Source organism: Rhodococcus sp. NPDC080181 (assembly GCF_040702225.1).
GTDB classification, from domain to species: Bacteria; Actinomycetota; Actinomycetes; order Mycobacteriales; family Mycobacteriaceae; genus Rhodococcoides; species Rhodococcoides fascians.
The window spans coordinates 238468-257928 of record NZ_JBFBKN010000006.1 but is presented as its reverse complement, the minus strand read 5'-3'; the positions used below and the strand labels follow the sequence as shown (position 1 = coordinate 257928).

At 66.3% G+C, this 19461-nt stretch carries 16 protein-coding genes and 1 tRNA gene; 11 read left to right on the top strand and 6 right to left on the bottom strand.

Going from position 1 to position 19461, the window contains the following annotated elements:
* Positions 1–14: 14 nt before the first annotated feature.
* The 10 genes from AB0O58_RS10115 (at position 15) to AB0O58_RS10070 (ending at position 11361) form a co-directional block, all read left to right on the top strand.
* Positions 15–1196, top strand: a complete 1182-nt coding sequence (locus AB0O58_RS10115) for an alpha/beta hydrolase (protein ID WP_179274209.1) — start codon at positions 15–17, stop codon at positions 1194–1196.
* Complete coding sequence (locus AB0O58_RS10110) at positions 1193–2365, top strand: histidine kinase (RefSeq protein ID WP_032365963.1); 1173 nt, start codon at positions 1193–1195, stop codon at positions 2363–2365. Before AB0O58_RS10115 ends, AB0O58_RS10110 begins: the two co-directional genes overlap by 4 nt.
* Positions 2362–3165, top strand: a complete 804-nt coding sequence (locus AB0O58_RS10105; RefSeq protein ID WP_032371273.1) for a LytTR family DNA-binding domain-containing protein — start codon at positions 2362–2364, stop codon at positions 3163–3165. The genes AB0O58_RS10110 and AB0O58_RS10105 overlap by 4 nt, the downstream gene beginning before the upstream one ends.
* A gap of 13 nt (positions 3166–3178) precedes the next feature.
* A complete protein-coding gene (locus AB0O58_RS10100; RefSeq protein ID WP_032371272.1) occupies positions 3179–3538 on the top strand; it encodes a hypothetical protein in 360 nt (119 codons plus the stop codon).
* Between the two features lie 6 nt (positions 3539–3544).
* The gene (locus AB0O58_RS10095) at positions 3545–5287 is read left to right on the top strand and encodes a cation acetate symporter (protein WP_032371271.1); all 1743 of its coding nucleotides are present in this window, start codon (positions 3545–3547) and stop codon (positions 5285–5287) included.
* A gap of 201 nt (positions 5288–5488) precedes the next feature.
* Positions 5489–5788 carry a DUF485 domain-containing protein gene (locus AB0O58_RS10090; protein ID WP_063216896.1) on the top strand — a complete coding sequence of 100 codons (300 nt, stop codon included), beginning with the start codon at positions 5489–5491 and terminating at the stop codon, positions 5786–5788.
* Positions 5789–5799: 11 nt separating this feature from the next.
* On the top strand, positions 5800–7434 hold the full coding sequence (locus AB0O58_RS10085; RefSeq protein WP_032373078.1) for a cation acetate symporter: 1635 nt from the start codon (positions 5800–5802) through the stop codon (positions 7432–7434).
* Positions 7435–7518: 84 nt separating this feature from the next.
* A complete protein-coding gene (locus AB0O58_RS10080) occupies positions 7519–7950 on the top strand; it encodes an SRPBCC family protein (RefSeq protein ID WP_027495972.1) in 432 nt (143 codons plus the stop codon).
* 20 nt (positions 7951–7970) lie between these two features.
* Entirely contained in the window at positions 7971–9602 is a 1632-nt protein-coding gene (locus AB0O58_RS10075) for a substrate-binding domain-containing protein (protein WP_094694777.1), read from the top strand.
* A 148-nt stretch (positions 9603–9750) separates the two neighbouring features.
* Positions 9751–11361 (top strand): VWA domain-containing protein, encoded by a 1611-nt coding sequence (locus AB0O58_RS10070; RefSeq protein ID WP_230591091.1) that lies wholly within the window; start codon positions 9751–9753, stop codon positions 11359–11361.
* Between the two features lies 1 nt (position 11362).
* On the opposite strand, the gene AB0O58_RS10065 is transcribed toward AB0O58_RS10070, so the two are convergent.
* Together AB0O58_RS10065 and AB0O58_RS10060 are read right to left on the bottom strand one after the other, a co-directional pair.
* Complete coding sequence (locus AB0O58_RS10065) at positions 11363–12100, bottom strand: energy-coupling factor transporter transmembrane protein EcfT (RefSeq protein WP_032371267.1); 738 nt, start codon at positions 12098–12100, stop codon at positions 11363–11365.
* A complete protein-coding gene (locus AB0O58_RS10060) occupies positions 12097–14127 on the bottom strand; it encodes a DUF2232 domain-containing protein (RefSeq protein WP_230591090.1) in 2031 nt (676 codons plus the stop codon). The genes AB0O58_RS10065 and AB0O58_RS10060 overlap by 4 nt, the downstream gene beginning before the upstream one ends.
* 39 nt (positions 14128–14166) lie before the next feature.
* Between AB0O58_RS10060 and AB0O58_RS10055 the strand changes: the two genes are divergently transcribed.
* Positions 14167–15423, top strand: coding sequence for an MFS transporter (locus tag AB0O58_RS10055; protein WP_032365954.1), 1257 nt, complete (start codon positions 14167–14169; stop codon positions 15421–15423).
* 29 nt (positions 15424–15452) lie between these two features.
* Here AB0O58_RS10055 and AB0O58_RS10050 read toward each other — a convergent pair whose 3' ends face one another.
* The 4 genes from AB0O58_RS10050 to AB0O58_RS10035 all read right to left on the bottom strand — a co-directional run bounded on the left by AB0O58_RS10050 (position 15453) and on the right by AB0O58_RS10035 (position 19320).
* Positions 15453–16817 (bottom strand): DEAD/DEAH box helicase, encoded by a 1365-nt coding sequence (locus tag AB0O58_RS10050; RefSeq protein WP_052068934.1) that lies wholly within the window; start codon positions 16815–16817, stop codon positions 15453–15455.
* A gap of 223 nt (positions 16818–17040) precedes the next feature.
* Complete coding sequence (locus AB0O58_RS10045) at positions 17041–18396, bottom strand: HNH endonuclease (protein ID WP_366238154.1); 1356 nt, start codon at positions 18394–18396, stop codon at positions 17041–17043.
* A gap of 106 nt (positions 18397–18502) precedes the next feature.
* Positions 18503–18578: transfer RNA gene (locus AB0O58_RS10040), tRNA-Arg, on the bottom strand.
* 115 nt (positions 18579–18693) lie between these two features.
* A complete protein-coding gene (locus AB0O58_RS10035; RefSeq protein WP_201009766.1) occupies positions 18694–19320 on the bottom strand; it encodes an isochorismatase family protein in 627 nt (208 codons plus the stop codon).
* Positions 19321–19461 lie beyond the last annotated feature (141 nt).

Here is a 19461-nt window from a genome sequence, read left to right as displayed (position 1 = left end):
GGAGCGCTGAGACAGTGAGGTCGACCGGACTGGTGGCCGCCGCGGCACTCGTGTTCGCCCTCGCCGCGTGCAGTTCGCCTGCCGTGCCTCCCGTGGCTCCGGCACCCACGTCGAATCCGGCACCCGAGGGCTCCGACCGCGGTTCGATCGTCTCGTCGATGCCGCTCGGTCAGGTCGACATCGGTGTTGCATTTCTGGGCGGATCCGCCACGAAGATCGTCTACCGCACCACCGACGGCGTCACCGGAGGCGGAACCGAGACATCGGCAACGGTGTTCGTACCCAAGGGTTCTGCGCCTGCCGGTGGCTGGCCGATCGTCTCGGTCGGGCACGGCACCACCGGTGTCACCGACGAGTGTGCGCCCTCGCTGTATCCGAACCTGTTGGGCACCATCGGCCTGGTGACGCCTTTCCTCGAGCGCGGCACCGTCGTGGTGGTGACGGATTACCAGGGTCTGGGGACTCCGGGGGATCCGGCGTATCTGAATATCGATGCTGCGGCCTACGACGTCATCGATGCCGTGCGCGCCGCGCGTACAGTGGTGCCCGACGTCGGAACCCGATGGGGCGCCATCGGCACTTCTCAAGGGGGACAAGCGGTCTGGGCCGCTGCCGAGCGCAATGCGGAGTACGGCGACGGTTTGGAACTGGTCGGAGTCGCCGCGCTGTCGCCTGCAGCCGATCTCACGCGGTACTTCGCAGCCGACACCGAACAGACCCTGTCCCGTCAGTTGCTGGTGCCGTTTCTCTACGAGGGTCTGCACGTCACGGATCCGAGCGTCGAGCGCTCCGACTACATCCGCGGCACCTTCGCCGACAACGTGACCGCGCTGACGGCGTGCAGCGATCTGCTCGGTTTCTCCAAGGCCGACGCCGGAGCCGTCATCGATCCGGCCGATGCCGTCCCGGCCGATGACCGGGCCGCGAATCGAATGACGGACTGGCTCCGATCGGTGGCGCTGCCGACGTCCCGCACCGATGTTCCGCTGTTCGTTCTGGTCGGCGAGCGCGACGACCTGATCGATCCGCAGTGGACTCGCGACGCCGTGGCGAAAGCCTGCGGACTCGGCGACGACGTGGAACTGCGTTCGGAACCCGAGCAGGGGCACGCGGATCTGGCCGCCAACGGTATCGGCGTCGACTGGCTCGTCGAGCGTTTCCTGAACGTGCCCAACTCGACCACCTGCGCACGATGACCGCGGCACTGGCGTGGATGGCGGTGATCGTGGCGGCGATCGTCACCGCCATCGCGCTGATCAGCCTGCGCGGGCGACGCGATCTGACCACCCCCGAGGAGCGTGCGGTTCATGCCACCCTGCATACCGCGTCGTTGGCGGCGAAGCCGCTGCGGAACGGTCTCGATGCCCGCTCGGCTGCCGCCGCTGCTCCCCATCTTCGAGTCCTGACCGGGGCGGATGCACTGGGTATCTGCGATCCGAGTGCGTCGCTGCTGGCCTGGGACGGGCCGTGGCCGGAGTTGACTCCGGCGTTCGTGGAGGCGGCCAGACGCGCCGTCGACGGGCAGCGGCGCGTGCTCGTGCGGCTTCCGCTCGGCTCGATCCACGAGGTCAAAGCCCTGGTGGTGCAGCCGTTGATCGACGAGGATTCGCCGGTGGTGGGGGTGCTCGGTGCCGCGGTGGTGGCCGAACCAGGCCCGGGCATGCTCGGGGCCATCGCCGAGGTCGCGCGCTACGCGTTCGGTCAGATCGAACTCGCCGAACTGGACGCATCGCGGGCGCGGTTGGACCGAGCCGAGGTGCGTGCACTCCGGGCCCAGATCAGCCCGCATTTCATCTACAACGCGCTGGGCACCATCGCGTCGTTCGTCCGTACCGATCCGGATCGGGCACGGGAACTGGTGCTCGAATTCGCCGACTTCACCCGGTACTCATTCCGCAACGCCGGGGAATTCACCGTGCTCGCCGACGAACTACGCAATATCGATCGGTACCTGACGCTCGAACGGGCCCGGTTCGGCGATTCGCTGCAGGTCACCCTGCAGGTTGCTCCCGAGGTGCTCGGGGTGGCCCTGCCGTTTCTGGCGCTGCAGCCACTGGTGGAGAATGCCGTCCGGCACGGTTTGTCGGGCAAGGCCGACGGCGGTCGCGTCACGATCATCGCCGCCGACGAGGGCACCGACGCCGTGATCAGCATCGAGGACGACGGAGTGGGAATGGACCCCGAGGTACTGCGATCGGGCAGCCTGCACACCGAGGATGCGGCCCACGTCGGACTGGCGAACGTGGACGATCGGCTGCGGGCGGCCTTCGGAAACGACTACGGTCTCGTCGTGGACACCGCACCGGGAGCAGGCACGAAAGTGAGCATGCGGGTGCCCAAGTTCAGGCCGGGGGTGCGGGCATGACGCATCCAGCGAACTCCGGTTCGGCGCGCGGGCTGGTCGTGCTGGCGGTCGACGACGAGCGGCCTGCCCTGGACGAGCTGGCTTTCCTGCTGCGCGAGCAGGAGGCCGTGGCCGAGGTGTACACCGCGCAGGACGCGACCACCGCCCTGCGCCAACTCAAGCAGACCTCCGGTCAATCCGTGGTCGATGCAGTGTTTCTCGACATCAACATGCCCGGCCTCGACGGCCTCGAGCTCGCCGGAATCCTGTCGGCGTTCGCTCGGCCACCTGCGGTCGTGTTCGTCACCGCGCACGACGATCGGGCATTGGCTGCCTTCGATCTGGGCGCGGTGGACTACCTCCTCAAGCCGTTGCGCGACGACCGCTTGGCCGAGGCCGTCCGACGGGTTCTGCTCGCCCGTCGTCGGCCCGCCGAGTCGGCCGAATCGGCTGCCGACGAGGTCATCCCGGTCGAGCTCGGTGGAACCACCACGCTGGTACACCGGTCGTCGGTGGCGTGGGTGGAGGCCGACGGTGACTACGCGCGGCTGCACACCGCCACCGGTTCGCACCTGGTGCGAATTCCCATCTCGGCTCTCGAAAGTCGTTGGGCCGATGCCGGTTTCCTGCGAGTGCATCGTTCGTATCTGGTTTCGCTTTCCTTGGTCACCGGAATCAGAAGCGTCGGTTCGGGCTTGGTGGTGTGTCTGCGCGCCACCGGCGCGCTGCCGGCCTGTGAACTCCCGGTGAGCCGGCGGCACACCAGAGAACTGAAGGACCGGCTCGTGCGCGGTCCGCTGCAGTCGTGGTCGTCACGGTGACGAGAGGTGCGCGGTGAGTCAGCCGCACCGGGAGCGGGTGGTGCTCTCGCAGCGCCGCGGCGCGCGCCTGGTGCGCACCCGCGTCGAGGTGCAGGAGCAAACCGAGGTGGGCGACGCGCTGGTGCGAAGCCTGGTGCGTGCGCAACTCCTGCTGTCGCTGCGCCTGGCAGTGATGACGTTGTCGATCCTGTTCGCGATTCCCCTGTTGGGCATGCTGCTCACCCGTTTCACCGATGTCGCGCCGTTCGGTTTCGGGTTGCCGTGGTTGCTGCTGGGGGTGGCCATCTATCCGTTGCTGTTCGGCGTCGGCCGCGCGTACGTGCGCCGCGCCGAGCGTAACGAGGCCGAGTTCGTCGGCCTGGTCGAGGACTAGGCGCCGGTGAACGGATCGATACCCGTCGCGACACTGATTGCGTTGATCGTGGCCGCGGTGGCAACCGTCGGCATCGGTGTCTACGGAGTTCGATTGGCCCGCACCACGTCCGACTTCCTGGTGGCCTCGCGGACCGTCGGACCGCGGTGGAACGCCGCGGCCATCTCGGGTGAATACCTTTCTGCCGCATCCTTTCTCGGTGTCGCTGGTCTCATCGCCAAGTACGGTGCCGATGCGCTGTGGTATCCCGTCGGCTTCACTGCAGGCTATCTCGGTCTGCTGCTGTTCGTCGCCGCTCCACTGCGCAGGAGCGGTGCGTACACGGTGCCCGACTTCGTCGAATTCCGGCTCGGCGCACCATGGTTGCGTACCGTGGCCATGCTCGTGGTGGTGGTGATCTGCGCGCTGTATCTGGTGCCGCAGTTCCAGGGCGCGGGCCTGACGCTGAACATCCTTCTCGGAGTGCCGGGCTGGGTGGGAGCACTCGCGGTCGGTCTGATCGTCATCGCGAACGTCGTCGGCGGCGGAATGCGCTCGATCACCTTCGTGCAGGCGTTCCAGTACTGGCTCAAGCTCACCGCGATCGCCATCCCCGCACTGGTGCTGACCGTCCACTTCGTCGCCGACGACCGCAGCGTCGGTAGCGCGGCCCCGCCGACCGTCGCCGAGCAGACCCGGGTCGACATCACCACCGACGTGCTCGTGCAGGTCGACTCGCCGGTCGTGGTGTCCGTGACAGGAACCCTGGACGAGCAGAGCGTCGATGGACGTGTGAATCTCGATGCAGGCGAACACCGGCTCGGGTCCGGGACACTGCTCACCCTCGACGCGGGCTCGCCGGTTCCGGTGGTCGCCGGCGCACCGACAACCGACCGCGCCTGGGCGATGCCCGGCGGGGGACTGGGCGGTCAGCACCCGCTCTACCAGGTGTATTCGCTGATCCTGGCCACGTTCCTCGGCACCCTCGGGCTGCCGCACGTGCTGGTGCGGTTCTACACCAACCCCGACGGCCGAGCCGCGCGATTGACCTCGCTGACCGTGCTGGCGCTGCTCGGCACCTTCTATCTGTTCCCGACGGTCCTCGGAGTGTTCGCCCGGCTCTACGTGCCGCAGCTGCTGATCACCGGTGCCTCAGACGCCGCAGTGTTGCTGCTGCCCGGCTCCGTGCTGTCGGGGGTACCCGGCCAGTTGCTGGCCGCACTCGTCGCGGCCGGAGCCATCGCCGCCTTCCTGTCCACGTCGTCCGGCCTGCTGGTCAGCATCGCGGGCGTCCTGAGCACCGACGTACTCTCCGGCAAGGTCCGAGACTTCCGTGTCGCGGCCGTCCTTGCCGGCGCAGTGCCACTCGCACTGTCGATCGGCGTTGTGTCACTGGATCTCTCGCGTACCGTCGGGCTCGTGTTCGCCGTCGCCGCGTCCACGCTGTGTCCGCTGCTCGTGCTCGGCATCTGGTGGCGCGGACTCACCGCAGCAGGAGCCGCGGCCGGGCTGTTCCTCGGCGGCGGACTCTCCCTCGTCGCCGCGTCGATCTCCGTCGTCACCCCCATCTCCGACGGCGTCCTCGGGGGCTGGGCGGCAGCGATACTCGGCTACCCGGCCGCGGTCAGCGTTCCCGTGGCCTTCGCCGCGATGATCGTCGTCAGCCTCGCCACCCGGCGAACAGTGCCGTCGGACATCTCCCGAATCTTCGCCCGACTGCACCTGCCCGAAGGCCTCGACATGGGCAAAGACCGAGAGCGCGAGCTGTAGTGAGAGAAGGCCGTTCGTCGGGTCTGCGCTACCGCTCGTCGCACACTCCCGCAGCCCGTCGTGTGATCGACGCCACCCCCTGATGTTGTGACCTGACTCTCACTACTGTTCCGAGTCAGCTACAGCTCACATCAACTTCAGGAGTCCAAGGTGACCGCACCGGAAACCAATTCGCCACCGGACGCGCAAGCGTTCGTCGACATGCAGGCCAGTCCCGAGTTCCAGGAACTCCGGCACCGCCTGCGTAGCTTCGTGTTCCCGATGGCCGGGTTCTTCCTGGTCTGGTACGTCATCTACGTGCTGCTCAGCACCTACGCCGTCGACTTCATGTCGACCAAGGTGTGGGGCAACATCAACGTCGGTCTGCTGCTCGGCCTCGGCCAGTTCGTCACCACGTTCGCCATCACCGGCATCTACGTGCGGTTCGCCAACCGTGAACTCGATCCTCGCGCCGCAGCCCTGCGCGCCGAGATGGAAGCCTCCCAGGGAGCGAAGCCGTGAATGTAGAAGCCGTGAATGTACTTGCCCAGGCCGCCGACACCACGGTCGGTGAACCGCTCGTCAACATCGCGATCTTCGGCGCGTTCGTCCTCATCACGATGGCCGTCGTCATTCGCGCCTCCAAGAAGAACGCGACGTCTGCGGAGTTCTTCACCGCGGGCGGCGGATTCTCCGGACCGCAGAACGGCGTCGCCATTGCCGGTGACTACCTCTCGGCCGCAAGCTTTCTCGGTATCGCCGGTGCCATCGCCGTCTACGGCTACGACGGCTTCCTGTACTCCATCGGGTTCCTCGTCGCCTGGCTCGTCGCGCTCCTGCTCGTCGCCGAATTGCTCAGGAACACCGGGAAATTCACGATGGCGGACGTGCTGAGCTTCCGGCTCAAGCAAGGCCCGGTTCGTACCGCGGCCGCACTGTCGACGCTGACGGTGTCGCTGTTCTACCTGTTGGCTCAGATGGCAGGCGCAGGCGGACTCGTCGCACTGCTGCTCGACATCTCCGACCGCACCGGACAGTCCATCGTGATCGCCATCGTCGGTGTGCTGATGATCGCGTACGTGCTCATCGGCGGTATGAAGGGCACCACGTGGGTGCAGATCATCAAGGCCGTTCTGCTCATCGCCGGTGCCGCATTCATGACCGTGCTCGTGCTCGCCAAGTTCGGCCTGAACTTCTCCGAGCTTCTCGGCAGCGCGCAGGCGATGGTGTCGAGCTCGGCCGACCCGATCGTCGGTGCTCGTGACGTCATCGAGCCCGGTGCCCAGTACGGCGGCAGCGCCACCTCGAAGATCAACTTCCTGTCGCTCGGCATCGCACTCGTCCTCGGTACGGCAGGTCTGCCGCACGTGCTGATGCGCTTCTACACGGTGCCCACCGCCAAGGAAGCTCGTCGCAGTGTCGTGTGGGCCATCGCGCTCATCGGTGCGTTCTACCTCTTCACCCTCGTGCTCGGCTACGGTGCCGCAGCGATCGTCGGACCCGACCGCATCCTGGCCTCCGCCGGTGGTCAGAACTCCGCGGCTCCGCTGCTGGCCTTCGAGCTCGGCGGCGTCATTCTGCTCGGCGTCATCTCTGCGGTCGCCTTCGCGACCATCCTCGCCGTCGTCGCCGGATTGACGATCACCGCGTCGGCGTCGTTCGCTCACGACATCTATGCGAGCGTCATCAAGAAGGGCAAGGTCGACGACAAGAAGCAGGTCAAGGTCTCGCGGATCACGGCCGTCGTCATCGGCATTCTGGCCATCGGCCTCGGCATCCTCGCGAACGGGCAGAACATCGCCTTCCTGGTGGCGCTGGCGTTCGCCGTCGCGGCAGCAGCGAACCTGCCGACCATCCTGTACTCGCTGTTCTGGCGTCGCTTCACCACCACGGGCGCACTGTTCAGCATGTACGGCGGCCTGATCTCGACGATCGTGCTGATCATCTTCTCCCCGGCCGTGTCGGGATCGAAGACGTCGATGATCCCCGGCTCGGACTTCGCGTGGTTCCCGCTGTCCAACCCCGGCATCGTGTCGATTCCGTTGGCATTCATCCTCGGTATCGTCGGAACGCTGATCTCGAAGGACACCGAGAACACCGACAAGCAGGCCGAGATGGAGGTTCGCTCTCTCACCGGCATCGGTGCGGAGAAGGCCAGCGCCCACTGATCCACCTGTAGGACTGTTCGCGAAGTGCCCGTGTGAGCAAGGCCTCACACGGGCATTTTTCGTCCAGCGGTTACCATCCCTGCTGTGGCCAAGCTGAAGGTTTCCCTCGACGTCCCGCTGACCCCCGAGCAGACGTGGGCGCATGCGTCCGATCTGTCCGGCTACGAGCAGTGGCTCTCCATCCACGAAGCGTGGCGCGGTGAGCTGCCCGAGCAGCTGGCCGTCGGCACCACCCTGGACTCCATCGCCAGCGTGAAGGGCATGCGCAACCGCGTCTCGTGGAAGATCGAGTCCTATGATCCGCCCCGGAAGCTCGAGCTCAAGGGCAACGGTAAGGGCGGAGTGAAGATCGGTCTCGACCTGTCGGTGAAGTCCAAGGGTGACGGGTCCGAGATCACGATCGACGTCAATCTGGGCGGTGCCCCGTTGTTCGGACCCATCGGGTCCGGTGTCGCTCGCGCACTCAAGGGCGACATCGAGAACTCGCTGAAGACGTTCGTCAAGATCTACGCCTGACGGTGTAGGAGTGGAGATGCATGCCCGGTAGGCACAGTGCGCCGTCGTCCGCGACGGGCAACAGAGGGTTCGCCAAGTACGTCGTCGTTGCCGTCGTCCTGCTTCTGATCGTCGCAGGCGGAGTGTTCTTGGCGCAGAAGGTCTTCGGCAGCGACTGCGGTGACCCGTCGAACTACACGTTGGCTGCCGACCCCGCGATCGCGCCGGTACTGCAGAAGATCGTCGACGACTCCGCGCCCGAGGATCTCGGTTGTGCCGAGGTGGCGGTGACGGCGATGGAGTCGGGTCAGGTGTCGGCCGCAGTGGCCAAAGGCGACGACGTTCCCTCGCTCTGGATTCCCGATTCGTCGCTGTGGGTCGGCAAGACCGTGCGATCGACCGCGTCGCTGATCGACCTGGCGAGCCAGTCGGTGGCAAGCACCCCGGCCGTCCTCGCAACCCGCAAGGACGAGGTTCCGTTCTTCGACACGTGGCTCACCGCACTGAAGCTCGAAGGTTTGCGCATCGGTAATCCGTTGGCCAACACCATCTCCGACGCGGCGATCCTCGGGGCGGTAGCCGAGGCGGGTGGAGACGAGAAGGCCCTCGATGCGGTGTCGACGGCGCTCGTGCCGATCGCTCAGGCTCAGGCCGCCACCCGCGGCGAAGCCGATCCCACCACCCGGTTGGACGATCTGGTGGCCGACGGCGGCGTGGCCGTGGTGTCCGAGCAGACCATGTTGGAGTACCGAAACGACACCGGTGCCGAACTCGGTGCGACGGTGCCGCCGACGGGCAGCATCTTTCTGAACTTCCCGCTGGCCGTCACCGAGCCTGCAGGCGAGCGGCACGACAGCGCGAAGTCGGTCGGCAGCGCGCTGGCCGCGGTCATCGAATCCGATCGAGGTCGGGAGATGTTGTCCGAGGCCGGTTTTCGGTCGGAAGACAACGCGCCCCTCGAGTCCGATCGTGGTATCGGTGCCGTCGAGAGTCTGGCGATCGGCGACCAGCAGGCTGCCGAATCGGTGCTGCGTCAATATCAGGTGCTCGCGCTCCCGTCGCGAGCGCTCGTGATGGAAGACGTGTCCGGCTCGATGAACTACAGCGCCGGGGCGAACACCCGGATCGCGATGACGGTGCAGGCCAGCGAGACCGGGAATCGACTGTTTCCCGACAATGCGTCGATGGGATTGTGGGCCTTCTCCATCGGGCTCGGCGGCGGCGATCAGGATTACCGTGAGCTGGCACCGATCCGGCGCATGGACGAGAAGGTCGGCGACACGACCCAGCGTGAAGTGCTGCTGCAGCAGACCCGCACCCTTCCGTCCCTGGTCGGTGGTGGAACCGGACTGTACGACACCACGTTGGCCGCGTTCCGCACCGTGCAGCAGGGCTACGACCCCGATGCGGTGAACAGCGTCATCATCCTCACCGACGGTGCCAACGAGGATCCGAACAGCATCTCGCTCGACGAACTGCTGGCCACACTGCGTACCGAACAGGACCCGTCTCGTCCGGTCGTCATCGTCACCATCGGTATCACCGACGACGCCGATGCGGGTGTGCTGCAACAAATTTCTGCTGCCACCGGGGGCACCAGCTTCGTAGCGCGAAACCCCGCCGAAATACCGAACGTCTTCGTCAATGCACTGAGAAGCCGTTCCGGTCGCTGACGGGAGCGGCTATGCTGTGCGCCGCGTGCTCTCCGTCACGTGGGGTAGTGCGGAGAAGTCCCGCAACACAGTCGTGTCGGGGGTATAAGTAGGGGAGTCAGCGATGTCAGGACGTCACAGCGGCAGTAGTCGCAGGTTCAGTCCTGTCGTGACCTGGGGCGCGGCCGCGCTGGCAGTAGTCGTGGTCGCGGCCGGTGGCTGGTTCGGCGTCCAGGCCGTACGCGCAGCGGGTTCGGACTCGTGCGAATCGCTGGACACGGTCTCGCTCGCGGTGGACACCTCGATCGCCGAACCGGTGCAGCAGATCCTGGCCCAGGCGGGCGAGGTGGACCGCGGCTGCGTCGACTTCGAGGTGCGGGCCGAGCGCCCCACCGACACGGCGACCGAGATCGCAGGTACCGACGAGAACCGCCCCGACCTGTGGATCCCGGACTCGACGTTGTGGCTGCTCAAGACTTTGCGTTCGACCGGAGCCCTGCCCGAACTCGCCAAGACGTCGGTGGCGAACACACTGCCCGTGCTGGTGTCGGCGTCCGACGGCGCCCCGGTGACCGACACCTGGCTCAGCGTGCTGCAGATGCCGGGCCAACGCATCGGCGATCCGCTCACCAGTAGTGCGTCCAACGCTGCGATCCTCGGTGCGCTGGCCGAGTCCGAGGTCGCGATCTCCGACGCCAAAGCCGTGTCTGCCGCTCTGGTGCCCATGGCACAGGACTTCGGCCGGATAGCCGACACGCCCCACGACACCCCGGACCTCGTCGCCCAGGTGGCGACCGAGGGCGGAACCAGCGTCGCCACCGAACAGGCCGTGCTGGCCTACGAGGCAGCGAACCCCGGATCGTCGCTCGCCGAGTCGGTGCCGCCGACGGGCAGCTACTTCCTCAACTACCCCCTCGCCGTCACGGCTCCGGCCGGGCCGGAGTACGACCGCGTCAAGGCCGCCGGGGCCGCGTTGGCGTCGGTGCTGGCCTCGCAGTCGGCGACGGACACACTCGTTGCAGCCGGCTTCCGAACGTCGAGTGGAACCCCCTTGGCCGACGGCAGAGGCGTCGGCTCGGTCGCCGCGTTGGAAATCAAGAATCCGCTGTCGATCGAGACGACGCTGCGCGACTGGGCGGTGCTCGCGTTGCCGCTCCGGACCCTCGTCGTCGAGGACGTATCGGGTTCGATGGCGGCGAAATCCGGCGACTCCACCCGCATCGCGTTGACCGTCGATGCCTCGCTCGGTGCCAACGATCTGTTCAGCGATCAGACGCAGATGGGGCTGTGGGCCTTCTCCATCGGACTCGGTGGTGGAAAGCAGGACTATCGAGAACTGGTGCCGCTCGGCCCGGTCAGCAACACGTTCGACGGTAAGCCGCAGCGTCAGGCCATTCTCGATGCGGTCCGTGGGCTACCGGCTCTGGTCGGAGGCGGAACCGGGCTCTACGACACCACTCTTGCGGCGTTCCGACGTGTCAAGGAGGGCTACGACCCGGACTACGTCAACAGCGTCATCATTCTCACCGACGGCGCGAACGAGGACAACGGCAGTATTTCCCTGGACCAGCTTCTCGCCGCCCTGCAGAAGGAGCAGGATCCGGTGCGTCCCATCGTGATCATCACGGTCGGCGTCACCAGTGATGCCGATCCGGTTGCGCTGCAGCAGATCTCCGCGGCCACCGGTGGTACGAGCTATGTCGCGGAGGATCCCCGCGATATCCCGGACGTGTTCGTCAAGGCGTTGAACTCACGCACCGAGCGTCTCGCGGGGGAGTAGCTCACCGCAGCAGGAAGCTGATCGCGATCGCGGCCGCGCAGGCCAGCGTCACCACCACCAGAGTCGCCGCGTCCGAGGCCTTGAAACGTGCCTCGGTGGCGGTGATCATGCCGGTGCCCCCGCGTGCGGTGATGGCTTCACCCATCTCGTCCGCGCGTCTGATGGCCACCGACATCACCGTGGTCACGATGTCGACCAGCGAGTTGTCCGACGCACTGTTGACCACGGGTTTCGGGCGCAGCCGTCGGGCGGCGTTGAGGGTGCGCATCTCCTCGATGAGCAGTGGAAGCGACCGCAGGCTGAGCGCTACGGCGATCGCCCACTCGTCGACCGGCAGCTTCAGCTTCTTCAGCGGTGCACCGAGTTTCGACACCGCCGGAGCGATATCACTCATCGACGTCGTCCACCCGATCATCATCGATGCACCGAGCAGAACGAACACGAACAGCGTCGCACGGAAGTACAGCAGAACCGCTGCGCCGCCGATGGGCAGATTGATCAATGCTCCGACGCCGAAGAGTGCCCAGATCCACCACGGCGGGCGCGGTAGTGCTGTGATCGGAATATGGGCAATGGCAGCGGCGATGACCAGCAGTGCGAACACGATGCCGAGGGCAGGCCACGTCGGAGCCACGACGAGCGTGATGCTGAGCAGCAACACCACGATGAGCTTGGTGCCCGCCCACAGTCGATGAATGGGTGAGAACCGCGGAACCTGGCGCAGTACGACGGTCGTCACGAATGCACGCTCCCATGAATCGAATCGGAGACGATGTGGCCGTCGGCCATCGTGATGGTTCGACTGCAGACGGCGTCCATACCGTCCACGTCGTGCGAGATGACCACGATCGATACGCCGCGCTCACGCAGGCCGGCGAGGACGCCGATGATGTCGTCGCGTCCGGGCGGGTCGAGTCCGGCCAGCGGCTCGTCGAGCACCAAGATGCGGGGTCGACGAGCGATCAGACCGGCCAGCACCACGCGTCGCATCTGCCCGCCGCTGAGCGAGTCGACGTCGCGTGCGGCCAGTGACCGGTCGAGGCCGACGGCATCCATCGCGGCCGACACTGTGGCAGAACCGGTTTCGGGCCCCGCGGCCGCGGCGATGTCCTCGGAGACGGTGCGCCGCTGCAACTGCAGGCGCGAATGCTGAAAGGCCAGCCCGACGTCGCCGACTCGCGACGTCATCGCCTTGCCGTCGAGCTGCGCGACGCCGGTGGTGGGCCCGGTCAGTCCGGCCATGATCCACGCCGAAGTCGACTTGCCCGAACCGTTTCCGCCGAGAACGAGAACTCCCTCGCCTCGCTTGACGGTGATGTCGACGCCGTTCAACGCCGATTGTGCCCACGGGGTGCGCCTGTTGTAGACGTGCCGCACGTCGCGTAGTTCGAGCAGGCGCGGGCTCGAATTGTCGTGCAGAACAGCAGCGTTGCCGGTCCTGGTCTGCATCCACAGAGTGTCGTGCTCCACCTGCATGCCCTCGTGTAGATGTACGACGCGATCAGCGGCAACAGTTTCCGAGACATGATGGGTGACGAGTACGACCGACATCCCGTGCCGACGGGGCAGTGCCGCGAGTAGCGAGACCAGATGTTCCCGGCCCGAGGCGTCGATCATGGCGGTTGCCTCGTCGGCAATCAGTAGAGCGGGACGCCGAGCCAGGGCCGCGGCGACAGCGAGTCGCTGCATCTCGCCGCCGGAAAGCGAGGCCGTGTCGCGAGCACCCATGCCGCTCAACCCCACCTCGTCGAGCAGGGCGTCGACGTCGGGGCGAGAGTCGCCGGGTGGCAGTCCCCATACGACGTCGTCGGCGACGCGGGTACCGAGGATCTGACTTTCGGGTCGCTGCAACACCACTGCGGTGCCGCCGTACCGGCCGAGTCCGGTGGAGCCGGGACGAGTCACCGAGCCCTCGGAGGGTTCACGGCCTGCGAGGATGCGCGTCAGCGTGGATTTGCCGGATCCGTTGTGGCCGACGATCGCGACGAATTCTCCCGGTTCGATGTGCAGGTCGATGCCGCTCAACGCTGCCGATCTGCTGCCGGGATATCGGTAGCCCACGGCGGTCAGGGTGACGGGCAGTGGCGCGATCTCGTCGTCGATGCCCGAGACGAACGGCTCCGGTGTGGGGATGGCCGAGAGGCGGTCGAGGATGGCGGTGAGGATCAGCCACGCGAACAGAGTTCCGGTGACGATGCCGAATGCGATGGACCCGCCGACCCACCACCACCAGTTGTCGAGTACCGCTGTGCTGCTGCTGCGAATGACATCGGGGATGGCCTGCGGGGCGGATACCCGCTCGAACAGTCGGGAGATGCCTTCGATGGTGTTGCGGAGCGTCTCGAGAAACAGCTGCCGTAGCGGGACGAGGATCAGCAGCAACAGCACCGCGAGGGCTCCGAGTGCCGGTCCGACGATTGCCGACGTGACGAGCACGCCGAACAGGCCTTGTTTCCGGCGCTTCGCCCGGCCGACCAGACCGCCCAGCAATGCCGCACTGGCCACGGTGAGCGCCGTCTGAGTGCCGGCCGCGACGAATCCTACGAGTATGCCCGCCACCGCTGAGGTGACCAATGCTCGCGTGCGATAGCGCAGGGCCACCACCGACATGGGAATAGCGGCGACTACCTGCAGAATCGCTGCCATCGGCACCAGCACGCCGATCACCGTCAGCGCGACGGTGAAGCTGCTCATCACCGCAGCGGTCGCCAATTCTTGCGGACCGAGGGGCCCGGACTCGGGACGGTGGGCAGCGCTGACGGTCACCGCTCCAGTGTGCCAGCTCGACTGAGGCACACTGTCTGCGTGACTTCCGAGATCGCGACCCGCAGGCGACTTCATCCGGCATGGATCGTCGCGGCCGTGGCGTTCCTTGCCCTGGTCGGCGCAGCCGGATTCCGCGCGGCACCGAGTGTGTTGATGGTGCCGCTGCAGGAAGAGTTCGGCTGGCCGCGGTCGATGCTGTCGCTCGCGGTGGGCGTCAACCTGGTGCTGTTCGGTCTGACGGCACCGTTCGCCGCGGCGTTGATGGAGCGTTTCGGGATCCGAGCTGTGACGTCGACGGCGTTGGTCGTCGTGGCAGCGGGCAGCGCTCTGAGCGTGTTCGTGACCCAGGCATGGCAGTTGGTGTTGACGTGGGGCGTCATGATCGGGTTGGGCACGGGGTCGATGGCTCTGGTGTTCGCGGCGGTGGTGACGAATCGATGGTTCGTACAGCGTCGAGGGCTCGTCTCGGGCGTGTTGACCGCGGGCAGCGCGACGGGGCAGTTGATCTTTCTGCCGTTGATCGCTCAGCTGGTCGACCGATCCGGTTGGCGCGCAGCGTCGTTCCTCATCGCCGGGGGCTCGCTGATCGTGGTGCCGTTCGTGTTGCGGTGGCTGCGCAACATGCCGGCCGATGTCGGCGTGACTCCGTACGGCGCACCCGCCGACTACGTCCCGCCGGCGGCGGTGTCGACCGTGAACCCCGCGCGCGCAGCGGTGCAGGCTCTACGCGACGCGAGCCGAGTACGAACCTTCTGGGCGTTGGTGCTCGGATTCGCGATCTGTGGCGCAACGACCAACGGGCTCATCGGAACTCACTTCATACCGTCGGCGCACGACCACGGAATGCACGAAACCACCGCAGCGGGTCTGCTGGCGGTGGTGGGAATCTTCGACATCGTCGGGACGATCGCATCGGGTTGGCTGACCGATCGAGTGAATCCGCGGTATCTGTTGGCGGCCTATTACGGCTTTCGCGGAATCTCGCTGCTGTTTCTGCCGTGGTTGCTGTCGGCAACCATTCAACCGTCGATCGTCATCTTCGTAGTGATCTACGGATTGGATTGGGTGGCAACGGTTCCGCCCACGATTGCTCTGTGCCGAGAGGTGTTCGGCGACAAGGGTTCTCTGGTGTTCGGATGGGTGTTCGCCTCACACCAGATCGGAGCGGGCATCGCGTCCGTCGTCGCGGGCATTGTGCGTGACGCCACCGGCGCATACACGATGGCGTGGTTCGGCGCGGCCGGCTTGTGCGCGGTTGCTGCCGTCGTGAGCATCAGAACAGGAAAGCCCTCGTAGCGAGGGCTTCCCTGTTTCCGAGGTTCGGGTCAGCGGCTGCGCTGGCTCGTGGCCGGGCCTGCTGCGCGACGGCTGTGGCCGCCGCCACCGGAACGCGGCTGTCCACCACTGCGCGGCTGACCACCCGAGCGGGCCGGGCCGCCGCGTCGCGCGTTGTTGTTGCGCGGGGCTCCGGTGCGTGCCGGTGCCGGCTCTGCCTTCGGTGCAGGCTCGACGTAGCGGGCCTGCTCGCCGACGAGGTTCGCCACTGCAGGCGAGTCGGCGGTGACGCGGATCGGGGTGACCTTGATGTCGGCCTTGCGCAGCAGCACGGCGGTGTCCTTGCGCTGCTCGGGCAGAACCACGGTCACGACGTCGCCTGCGCTTCCGGCGCGCGCGGTGCGGCCGGAGCGGTGCAGGTAAGCCTTGTGCTCGGCCGGGGGATCGACGTGGACGACGAGCTGAACGTCGTCGACGTGAACGCCGCGGGCTGCGACGTCGGTGGCGACGAGCACGCGGGCCTGGCCGGAGGAGAAGGCCGCGAGGTTGCGGTCACGTGCGGCCTGCGAGAGGTTGCCGTGCAGGTCGACGGACGGGATTCCGGCGTCGGTGAGCTGCTTGGCGAGCTTGCGGGCCTGGTGCTTGGTGCGCATGAACAGGATGCGACGTCCGGTGCCGGAGGCGAGCTGGTGAACCAGCTTCTTCTTGGCTTCGACGCCGTCGACCTCGAACACGCTGTGAGTCATGGCCTCGACGTGTGAAGTGGCCTCGTCGACGGAGTGCGTGATCTGGTTGTGCAGGAAGCGCTTGACCAGTTTGTCGACACCGTTGTCCAGGGTCGCCGAGAACAGCATGCGCTGACCCTTGTCGGGGGTGGCGGCGAGGATCCGGGTGACGACGGGCAGGAACCCGAGGTCGGCCATGTGGTCTGCCTCGTCGAGGACGGTGATCTGTACGCCGTCGAGGGTCAGGTGGCGCTGCTTCATGAGGTCTTCGAGGCGTCCGGGGCAGGCGACGACGATGTCGACACCCGACTTGAGTGCGGAGACCTGGCGAACCTGAGAGACACCACCGAAGATCGTCGTGACCTTCAACGAGTATGCGGCGGCGAGGGGTTCGATCGCGACGGCGATCTGGGTGGCAAGCTCACGCGTCGGCGCAAGGATCAGTCCGCGCGGGCGGCCGGGCTTGCGGTTGCCGGGGAGTTGGCCGGCGAGGCGCGCGACCATGGGGATGGAGAATGCGAGTGTCTTTCCGCTGCCGGTCTTTCCGCGTCCGAGTACGTCGCGTCCCTGCAGTGTGTCGGGGAGCGTGTCGGCCTGGATGGGGAAGGCCTCGGTCTTGCCCTGGCTCGCGAGTACGTCTGCGATGGCCTGGGGTACTCCGAGTGCAGCAAAAGTCTGTGGGGTCGTCATTGTGATGAAAAGTGCCTTTCGGGCAGGGTGTTGCACCTGCGGGCCTTCGGGCCGAGATGCAAGGTGGCGAGACTGCCGGTGGGCAGTTTCGATCGCCGTAAGAGAAGCCTGTGCGGGGTGCACATGGTGATTCGGGAGCATTCCACGACGTCTGACGTGCAGTTACGCGCGTCGATACCGAGTGTAACCGAGTGCGGACCCGATCTCTTCCCGCGGTCGACGGTCACGCGGCGTCGGAGCCGAACAGTCCGTCGATGTAGACGTTCTCCGCCGGCGAGCTGTAGAGCTCGACCACCGGCATCGGCGGCGCGCTCGAATCGTACGTGTGCCCGGTGGGTGAGATGAGCCTGTACCGATGTCGCGCGTTCCGTTTGTCTCGTAGTGCTTCGGCCGTCCAGCCTTCGCCTTCTTTCGCGTAATTGCATGCGGCACAAAGACCTGCGCCGTTTTCGGCGCTTGTCGCTCCGCCCGCGGTGTGTGCGGTGATGTGGTCGTGGTGCCGGATGGGCGCGTCGCACCACGGGGTGCGGCACGTGCGATCGCGGAGATCGATGAGGCGTCCCAATGCGGTGGGAAATGCGCGGGATGTGGATTCGACGGCTGTCAGTGCGCCGGTTTTCGGGTGGGCATAGAGGCGACGTAATGCGACGCGCGTCTCATTGCCCTGTGCGCCGTCGAGTGCGTCGCGCACGAGTTGGCGTGCGACGTCCGACGGGATGTCGCCGTAGCCGTGCAGATATGCGGACGTGTCGCCGCCGGCGAGCAGGGTCGAATCCGAGATGACGATGTCGACGGTGACCGGTGGACCTTGAGCGGCCGATGCGCCGGTGACTCTCTCGAACACCAGGTCGGCCATGATCTGGTCGCGGCTGCGTGTGTCGCCACCTGCGTTGATGACGGTGTCGGCGTCGCGCCGCAGGGTCGCCCACATGCAGACGGTCTTCTCCATCGAGGTGAGCGCGGTGAAGAACCCCATCGATTCGGGTGCGGGGCGCGTACTGACTCGGCGTGCTGCGTATGCCTTTGCGCGTCGCTTGACCTGGGAGGCGGCGTCCAGTTCGTTGGCGAGTGCGCGGGCGCGACCCTCGATGGTGCGATCTCCTGCGCCGGCGAGGGTGGCGGGGTCTGCGCACAGGCGTTCATCGATGGTTCGGCGATCGTCGACGGTGAGGCACGCTGTTTCGCGAGCGAGGATCATGACGCGCCACTCGTTCAGTTCGCCGGCTTTCAGGCGGGCCAGGGTGTGTGGCATTTCATGAACGAGCGCACGAGCGAGCCCGAGATGAGTGCCGCCGCGGTTGGGTGACTCTCGTCGAGCCAGGCCGATCTGCGACGCAATTCCTGTGCGCCACTGCGCTTTCGGTTTGCCACGTTCACGACGTTCGGTGCTGATCACGGTTGCAACGGCATCGGTCACGACGGCTTGGGCCGCCACGCGGACGCATTTGACGGTTTCGAGAGCAGAGATGAGATCGACGCCTGCTGCTGCGTCGACGACTATGTCGGACGCCTGAAGACGCGCAACGAACCTCAACACCTCGGCGGATGTGAGCGGTGATTCTTGTATAGCTGAGACCACGAGTTCCTCCCCGGTACTCGAATGCATGTTCGAATGTACGCCGGTTCGGAAGGTAGTGCAATAGGGCGGGGTGTGAAATCTGAGAGTGCGCGACGAAAAGCGGGGCTGGTGCCCTCGGCAGGATTCGAACCTGCGACCTACCCTTTAGGAGAGGGTTGCTCTATCCCCTGAGCTACGAAGGCTGGTGATCGAACGAGTGCGCCAAAGTCCCTGGCCAGCAAGGTCTTTCGATCAGTCGAACAATCGGGTTGCGGGTGGGTCACTGTGGTACTGCACAGCGGGCCCACATCGCGGTCGTCAGTCTAGCGGTCCGCACCGCAGATCGTGAAGCAGGTTCGCGCTGCTGGTCACCACACCGGTCAGTGATGTGATCAGATTCAGGGCGGTGCGGTGCTGGTGGGCGGTGTAATCGGCGACCGATTCGATGCCGACGAAGCACTGAATGTCGCGGGCAAAAGCGTCGAACGTCGTCGCGAGAATTCCCGCCGAGGCGAAGACACCCACAATGACCAGCTGGTCACGGCCTCGTCGGCGTAGTTCGACCTCGAGATCGGACGCGTAGAACGCGCTGTAGCTGCGCTTCGCGATCGGAACGAAGTCCGATTCGGTGACCGCCACGTCGTCGGCAGACGGGCCCAACCCCCACATCGGCCCCAGCAGTCCACGCTGTTCGATCGCCTCAGCCGCCCGTGGACCGCTCGCCAGAATCGGCACTCCGGCAGACCTGGCGCGCGCGACCACCGCCGACGCTTCCTCAGCCACCCGCGCACGAACCGAGGAGTGCAGCACGTTCAGGTAGTACGGCTGCATGTCGTGGACCAGAAGTGCCGCGCGCTCGGGCCGCAACTCCCACTCGGGACCACCCACACAGTCGCGCAGAGTCTCGACCGCGTACTTCTCTACTTCGACGCTGAATGTGGCCACGTCGGTCATCCTCGTACAAACGCGCGCGCATGTGCCAGACGCGCGCAGAGTCGTCAGCCGCTGGCTGTCTATTTCGCTCGCACCTGACGAACGCGCGCGCGTTTGCGGATCCCTAGGCCCCAGCACCCCAGAACGAGCCCG